The 7,651-nt window shown below is 42.4% G+C and carries 7 protein-coding genes; 1 reads left to right on the top strand and 6 read right to left on the bottom strand.

The features are described from left to right. Nucleotides 1-60: 60 nt before the first annotated feature. From IM319_RS00480 to IM319_RS00460, 5 genes are all read right to left on the bottom strand, one after another. The gene (locus IM319_RS00480) at nucleotides 61-225 is read right to left on the bottom strand and encodes a hypothetical protein (protein WP_287734238.1); all 165 of its coding nucleotides are present in this window, start codon (nucleotides 223-225) and stop codon (nucleotides 61-63) included. A 17-nt stretch (nucleotides 226-242) separates the two neighbouring features. Then, entirely contained in the window at nucleotides 243-1,613 is a 1,371-nt protein-coding gene (locus IM319_RS00475) for an AAA family ATPase (RefSeq protein ID WP_287734237.1), read from the bottom strand. A gap of 115 nt (nucleotides 1,614-1,728) precedes the next feature. After that, on the bottom strand, nucleotides 1,729-2,775 hold the full coding sequence (gene fbp, locus IM319_RS00470; protein ID WP_287686933.1) for a class 1 fructose-bisphosphatase: 1,047 nt from the start codon (nucleotides 2,773-2,775) through the stop codon (nucleotides 1,729-1,731). 271 nt (nucleotides 2,776-3,046) lie between these two features. Continuing rightward, nucleotides 3,047-3,829, bottom strand: a complete 783-nt coding sequence (locus tag IM319_RS00465; RefSeq protein WP_287734236.1) for a DUF3153 domain-containing protein — start codon at nucleotides 3,827-3,829, stop codon at nucleotides 3,047-3,049. A 2-nt stretch (nucleotides 3,830-3,831) separates the two neighbouring features. Next, nucleotides 3,832-6,084, bottom strand: coding sequence for a ribonuclease R family protein (locus IM319_RS00460; protein ID WP_287734235.1), 2,253 nt, complete (start codon nucleotides 6,082-6,084; stop codon nucleotides 3,832-3,834). Between the two features lie 422 nt (nucleotides 6,085-6,506). On the opposite strand from IM319_RS00460, the gene IM319_RS00455 reads away from it, so the two are divergent. Next, nucleotides 6,507-7,283: a hypothetical protein gene (locus IM319_RS00455; RefSeq protein WP_287734234.1), complete on the top strand. Its 777-nt coding sequence runs from the start codon at nucleotides 6,507-6,509 to the stop codon at nucleotides 7,281-7,283. Nucleotides 7,284-7,420: 137 nt separating this feature from the next. On the opposite strand, the gene IM319_RS00450 is transcribed toward IM319_RS00455, so the two are convergent. Further along, on the bottom strand, nucleotides 7,421-7,651 hold a 231-nt coding region (locus IM319_RS00450), incomplete at its 5' end, for a hypothetical protein (protein ID WP_287734233.1).

Genomic DNA, 7,651 nt, shown 5'->3' with positions numbered 1-7,651 from the left:
TGAAAACGGACGGGTCGAAAGTGTCAGACTTAAGCAATTAAGCGTTTTTCGCTATCTGCGTCAACCCCGTTGACGCGACCACCCTAAAAAAGTGGCGTGGTGAGGAATCGCCGTCCGTTTTACGGCGGCGAGGATGTCAACTAAATCATCGTATGCCCCATGAGAGTTCCTCCTCTTCCAAGCTGTTAAACAACAAGGTTCAGCCCCTTTACTAATGGTTCGCATAAGGTTCAGCCCCTTTACTAATGGTTCCCATGACGCAATTCTTGTTTACGGAGTAGTAGTTTGGCTTTGACCAATTCGAGATGATTGACAGGTAGTTCCTCACTTAATTCTGCCAGCAATTGTTGAGCCTCGGTTAGCTTTGAATCTTGTATGGCATCTAGCAGATCGTTCAATTCAGTATCAATTTTCTCATTACGAATGCTGGTATTCATGACATCTAATAAGACAGTATTAGCATCTTGCCCATATTGAGAGGGCAACTGTCGCAATTCGCCATTAGCTAAAGTGTAGATCAAAACATTTTTACAATCACTGATCACTAGAGGTGAATGGGTTGTTAGCACAAACTGACAATTTGGGAAAGTTTCGGTCAGGCGCTCGCAGAGGCGACGTTGCCAAGAGGGATGTAGATGCAAATCGACTTCATCAATCAAAACGATACCATCGCCTGCTAAAGGATTTTTTAAGGCAGGGTTCAGCATGGCTAGACGGCGGGCAATATCACCAACAAGAGCCATTAGGGATTTTTCGCCTTGTGAAAGTTGGGCTAGGTTGAGGGTTTCACCATTTTTGTCCACTGCCATGTAGAGACGAGGTTTACGACGGACTCTAAGGTTATCCATATGGGGCATAAATCGGCCAATGGCGGTGCGAACTGCTGTTAATTGCCGATCTTTAGCTGAGGCATTGCGTTCGTTTAACCATCGCCATACGTCTTGATTGGTTTCAGCTAGTGGTCTTAGTTGGTTGAGAACGTCTTCAGGAATTCCTGATTCATTTTCGGTATCTTCCCGTTCTCGGAACCATTCAAAAAAGCGGCGAAAGTCAACGCCCTGACTTAAGGAGTTATCATAACCGTCCAATTGCAAAAAGGTATGCTTAGTCCTAATTTTTAGTGGAATATCGAGTACGACACGCTCGACAGGATAAAACGCAATTAGGGGTAGGCTAGTTTTGTCATCATGGGTGAGGGCATCACGATAACGATTGGCCAAGCGCGTACAGTCATTAAGGTTGCTATTATATTGGGCTTTACGTCCTTTTCTATTTTTTGCAAGAATCCATCTGAAATAAGGGTCAATCTCGCTTTGATCGGGATTGTTTAATGATTTGGAGAAATCCGAGACTTTGATTTCAATGCTGCCAGCATTAGCAGTATTAAATATGGCATCTTCAGAAATAGGGTTACCACTCCCTTTCTCTGTAAGTAAACGAGCAGTAAACCAACTAAGAGAAGTTGCTAATGCTTTTAGTATAGCAGTTTTACCAGCCCCGTTATTACCAACAAAAACGGTAATGTTGCTTGGGTTTTGCTCTGTAGGTGCCAAGGAAATTTCCAGCTTTTCAAATAGCCCGATGTTATTTAAGATGACCTGTTGAATTTCCATATCGGTGAGAGTGGCGAGGGATATGCTGACTGCTGATAGACTAGGTATAAAACCGTAAAACAGTTAGGAAATAGTGAAAAGTTCTGGCTTCCTAATCGCTAAATAAAACTATAAGTTAAACTCCATCGCGATGACGGCGATCGGCGATAAAAGACTCCACCAATTTAACATCTTCGACACTACCGATCACTAAAGGTGTGCGAGTGTGTAATTTATCGGGAACGATATCTAAAAGATTTGTCACCCCATCACTAGCTTTACCTCCTGCCTGTTCAATTAAAAAAGCAAGGGGGGCAGTTTCATAAATTAAGCGCAATTTTCCCTGAGGATTTTTAACAGTACCCGGATAGAGAAAAACACCACCCTGCATTATAATTCGATGGATATCTCCCACTAATGCCCCACTGTAACGGGCCGTGTAACCATCATGACGGTGGACATAACGGGTATAGTCGCGAATTGCCTCATCCCACTGCCAAAAATTGCCTTCATTGGTACTATAAATCGGCCCGTGATCGGGGATAATAATATTCTCTTGGGCGAGGATAAATTCCCCTAAACTGGGGTCAAGGACAAAGGCATGAACACCGCGACCGATCGAGTAAACTAAAATAGTCGAGGGTCCGTAGAGAATATAACCGGCGGCTATTTGTTGACGACCATTTTGCAGTAAATCCCGCGCCTCTCCGTCTAAATCATTGTCTTCCTGTTGCCGGATGGCAAAAATCGAACCGACATTAAGATTAATATCCACATTGGAAGAACCATCGATCGGGTCGTAGAGTAGGGTATAGCGACCGATGGGGCAGTTTTCGGGGATATAATAGGGTTTATCCATTTCCTCGGAAGCAAGACGGCAAACTAAACCACTTTGCTTAAAAACCGAGATAAATACTTCATTGGCAAAAACGTCCATTTTCTTGACTGATTCCCCTTGGACGTTTGTTTCTCCAGTAAAACCTAGTACATCCGCCATTAATCCCGCTTTACTGAGACGACGGGCAATTAATTTCCCCGCTAGGGCAATTCGACTCATAATTGCGCTTAAATCCTGCGCGTCGGGGGAAAAACTTTGTAGTTGTTGCAGGACGTGACGGGAGAGGGTGGTACAATCTCGATCGAGGCTATGTTCGGGGATAGAAAAGGGAATATTGCTAACCATAACTGTAATTGCCAGTAATAAAGTAAAAAAGGGAAACCCGTATAGTCTCAATTGTGACTATAATTTGATCCTAGCCAAGATTTTCCCTATTGCTGGCCAATTTTTAGATCAGTTTTAGAGTTGGCTAATTTTCCCCTCATTGATCATTAAATTTTGGGCAATAAGTAGCTGGTTATAATTAAATTGAAGATAAATTTTGGGTTCGATCCCCCCTTAATAAGGGGGGTGTCTGACAGTTTTTAACACCTAACTACTTACTTGCCCTCTCAATTTAAGTCGATGGGGATACACCGGGCAAGCGTTTATATTTCAAGTAATAGGCAAAACCTGTTATTAAAACAATAACTATTGTGCCGATACCTAAATAGTTAGGAATCCAAAAAGCTGCCGCAATGGTGTTAATTTCTCCCGGTTTTAAATGCCAAATTAACTGATCATCAACTTTTTCTACCGGGGGATTTAATCCTGAGTCATCTTCAATATTTTGACCAGCGAAGGGAGTCTTTAAAGCGAAGTCGATAGCGACTAAAGAACCGGGACTAACGATAATATTTCCCTGTTCAGAAAGTACACCCAAAGCTCGCAAATCAACGGTTAATTTCAAGTTTTTCTGGTTCAAAAAGAAGCAATCTTGTTCTGTCACTGCCAGTTTTGAATCCAGTTGCAATAACTTAAGATCATCAGTATCGGCGGAATTTTTGATTTTAAAGGAAGAACTAGGATCAAAAAATTGATTGAATTTTTCCTCTAATTCCTGACTATTACTAAAGGGAATAGTCACAATTATTTCTCGTTCGGAAATATGAGCGGTTTTCCCCTTAAGTAATTTTGCCCTCTGTTCGATACTATTTAACCATTTAGTGGCTTCGGTTTGACTGAGACTGGTTAAGCGTTGTCCGAGGGTGATATGTTGAATAATTTCCCCGTGGTGTTGGTGGGGAAAATTAATGCCCACATCGTAACGGACACAGCCAGTTAAAAAGAGAAAAATACCGCATAAAAAGGGCAGAATAAAGCGGGGTTTCCCGATTTTTTCGGTGGTTGGTTGATTCATAATTAATCTTCTTCTAAGTCGTCATAACTTGCTGAACTGCCACCGCTAACCGTAACTAGATCGATTTGCTGACGATAATAGTCTACATCTTTTACTTCCACTTCTACCTCATCACCGAGACGATAGGCAACGCGATTTTTCCGTCCTACCAAACAGCTATGACGAGCGCGATATTCATACCAATCATCCTTGAGAGAAGAAACATGAACCAACCCTTCCACTAATAAATCGGAAATTTCCACGAAGAAACCATAGGATTGTACACCGGTAATTAAGCCGCGAAAAACTTGACCCATTCTTTCTTTCATTTTCTCGGCTTTTTTCAATCCTTCTAGGTCTTGTTCCGCATCTTCAGCAATTTTTGAGCGATCATTGAGATGGGAAATAATCAGGTGACTTTCTTCTTCTAACTCCTCCTGAATTTGACTTTGTAGAATATTCCAATGAATCTGTCCATGACAGCTATTACTGCCCAAATTAACCCCGACTTTGACGATTTTGCTGCGGCGATCTTTCCCCTCTGTTAATAGGATTTTTAACACCCGTTGTACCCAAAGATCGGCATATCTTTGCAGGGGTGATAGACAGTGGGTATAATTGCCAGGATAGGCCAAACCAAAATGGGGTAAAGGATGGCTGCTATATTTAACTAATTTGAGAGTTTCTTGCAGGAGATAATTGAGGACTTTCACCGATGTGGAAGCGGAAAAAATGCGGGTGAGATTTTGATAGTCATTGGGTTTAATCTCCTCCTCGGCAGTTAAATTTAATTCTGCCCCTAAATTATTGGCTAATTTGAGTAAATCCTCCAATTCATCCCAATCCGGTTCCGATTGTCCACAGTAGATACAGGGTAAGTTTAAAGCTTGCAAATGTTCAGCGACGACTTTGCCGGCTAAAATTGCCACTTCTGTCAGTAAAGAACGGGCCGGTAAATTATTAGAAGCGAGAACAGTCCCCCCCCGTCCTTCGTCTTTGTAGGGAGAGATTTTGTCTAATTGAATATCAAAACTACCCCGCTGCAGACGTTGGGATTTTAGGGTGGGGCAAACGCTGAAAAATAAATCTTTCAGCGTTTCAACGGTATCGGTGGGGGCAGCTTCGCTATCTTCTTCACTGAGCAGATCGCGCACCTGTTGATAGGTAAAATGTTGATCCACTTGGATGAGGCTGCGGGTGATTTCGTACTCCACTAGCTCCCCCTTGTCATCGAGGGTGACGAGGATAGAAATAGCGGGGCGCTGTTCTTGCGGTGACAGGGAACAACGACTGGTAACGGCAGCTGGGACTAATGGCAGCACTTTTTCGCCTAAATAGACGGCAGTTCCCCGTTTTTTGGCAACTTTATCCAATAATCCGCCCCGTTCAATGTAACGGACTACATCGCTGATATGAATGGCGACTCGCCAGCGATTTTGGTTGATTTTCTCTAAAGAAAAGGCATTTTCAATGATTGGGGGATAATCCAGGGGGTTGTCATCTTCGATGGTAAAGGTGAAGAGTGGGGTTAAATCTCGCAGTTGTTCTTTTTCGCCACTATCGAAGAAATCCGCTAAATTATCGGCAATTTCAAGGGCTTCAGGCGGAAAATTATGGGGTAGATCGTGTTTACAGGAGACGATATCCGTGTCGGCAGCGGCCTCGGCCGTGGAACCGAGAACGCGAGTAACTTTACCGATGGGAGGCATTTCCCCTAGGGGATAACGGAGGACGGAAACATGAACGAGGTGATCGATGTTTTCTTGGAGGTTTTGACCATTTTCGAGGAGATTAAGGGTAAATTTCAGGCGATCATCCAGGGGAACCGCCACAAACTGCTCATTTTCCTGTTTTACTTGCGCTAGAAGCGAAGGATTAGCTCGTTCGAGAATTAATCTCACCTCTCCCTCCGGGGAACGACGACGGGTCCCCTCGCGGATGATTTTGACTAAAACTCGATCGCCATTCCAAGCGTTACTTAAATGATTTTTCGAGACGTAGATGTCATCAGCATCTTCGCTATCTTGGATAGCAAAGCAAAATTCTTTACTGGAACAGCGCAGCTTTGCTTCTACGATATTTTCCTCGATCACACGACGATAGCGCCCGCGTTCTTTGGCAACCATTCCCAGACGTTCTAAAGCATCGAGAATCACTTGCAATTTTTCGCAGCTTTCGGGATCGTCTTCGCAGCCCAGTTTTTTTTCGAGAAGTTTACCCGTAGCTAATTTATCATCACTAAGATGAGAGAGGAGTGTGGCGATCGAGAAGTCCATCTGACAATAATCCTTACTTACAAGACACTGACGGAATCGTGAATAATTAAGTTTAAATACTTAATAATGAGAAGATTGATTTAAACCATTGACTCCAGAGATTATCTCTATCGGGCTAATTGCGATCGCTGGTGGTGACAGTGAAGGTAAACTGACCAAGCATCGAACACCCGAACCTACCGAAGAGAATTATCGAAGCCTTCGTTAGTATAAGCCAATAGCGAACACCGGTAAACTTTTCGGCGATCGCTAGTCTTTCTGGCAGAAGCTTCAGCCTAGTAGAATCTTGTTACTGTGGGCAAGGCTAATCCTAGAACTGAAAATTTTATCTAACCTTTAATCTTAGCAAGAACTTGCTACATTTTTCCATAATTGCGATAGAGTATTCTAATATAAGTACAAAAGAACTCGAAAAAGTCACCATGCTGCAAAAGTTACGCCAACGTTACCCCCAAGTTGCCCTGATTAGTGAGTTAGTTCAAATCGATCACGGCAAGTATATTGTGAAAGCGATCGTCGAAATTGAGGGAAAAACGGTCGTTACAGGTTTAGCTGCGGCAGATACGGTGGAAATCGCCGAAGATAGAGCCAGAGAACGGGCTTTACTGCTTTTAGAGGCTGAAAGCACCCCCGATCTCCAGCTTGTGGAAAAAATCAGCCCCAATAATATTTCTCTACCAGAAGATTTACCTAAACCCGTCGCTAGTGCCAAAAAATCGACCAAAACGGCTAAAGTCACTGAAATACCTCGTCCTGAAGCTAAAATTGAGCCGGAATTACCCCAAGTTAAGGATATTCCCCCAGCTAAAATTGAGCCGGAATTACCCCAAGTTAAGGATATTCCCCCAGCTAAAATTGAACCGGAATTACCCCCAGTTAAGGATATTTCTTTACCAGAACCAGAGCCTTTATTATTAGAAATGGAAACCGATAATTACTCCTTATTATCAGAATTGCCAGAAGAAGCGAGTTTAACTGAAGAAGAACCCCCAGAACCAGAACCAGTTGTTGTTATTCCCGAAGAAATCGATTATTCAGTTCTTAAAACTAAAATTGATGTGGAGATGAAACGATTAGCTTGGACTACAGAAAAAGGTCGGGAATACCTGATTTCTACCTATGGCAAAAAGTCCCGTTTACTGCTAACTAATGAGGAGTTATTAGAATTCTATAACTACTTATCTAGTATCAGTGCCTAATCACTAAACCTGCTGCATAAATCAAAAATCTTCCCTTAAGTGAGGAGTCAAGAGCCAGGATTCTCCGAGTCAGGAGAAGAAGAAAGAAATAGATTATTTCCTGGCAGTAGAAAAGCGATCTTTTTCTGTAAAAATCGTTAAATTAAGGACTTTAAGAGCAAGTCTGCGATTAAAAACTCACTTTTGCGGGAGATATAATAAAAAAGGAAGCTATTAACTGCCAGTCTTTTTCTCCCTATCTCCCTATCTCCCTGATAACTGATAACTGATAACTGATAACTGATAACTGATAACTGATAACTGATAACTGATAACTGATAACTGATAACTGATAACTGATAACTGATAACTGATAACTGATAACTGAT

Origin of the sequence: Microcystis sp. M113S1 (genome assembly GCF_020246945.1) — a bacterium.
Lineage (GTDB): Bacteria > Cyanobacteriota > Cyanobacteriia > Cyanobacteriales > Microcystaceae > Microcystis.
Note: the sequence above shows the minus strand (reverse complement) of the source record. Positions and strands in the feature narration are given on the sequence as shown.

Excerpts from the sequence above, each read along its gene's own strand:
- IM319_RS00480 (WP_287734238.1), bottom strand. The coding sequence starts at position 225 with ATGCGAACCATTAGTAAAGGGGCTGAACCTTGTTGTTTAACAGCTTGG.
- IM319_RS00475 (WP_287734237.1), bottom strand. The coding sequence starts at position 1,613 with ATGGAAATTCAACAGGTCATCTTAAATAACATCGGGCTATTTGAAAAG.
- fbp (WP_287686933.1), bottom strand. The coding sequence starts at position 2,775 with ATGGTTAGCAATATTCCCTTTTCTATCCCCGAACATAGCCTCGATCGA.
- IM319_RS00465 (WP_287734236.1), bottom strand. The coding sequence starts at position 3,829 with ATGAATCAACCAACCACCGAAAAAATCGGGAAACCCCGCTTTATTCTG.
- IM319_RS00460 (WP_287734235.1), bottom strand. The coding sequence starts at position 6,084 with ATGGACTTCTCGATCGCCACACTCCTCTCTCATCTTAGTGATGATAAA.
- IM319_RS00455 (WP_287734234.1), top strand. The coding sequence starts at position 6,507 with ATGCTGCAAAAGTTACGCCAACGTTACCCCCAAGTTGCCCTGATTAGT.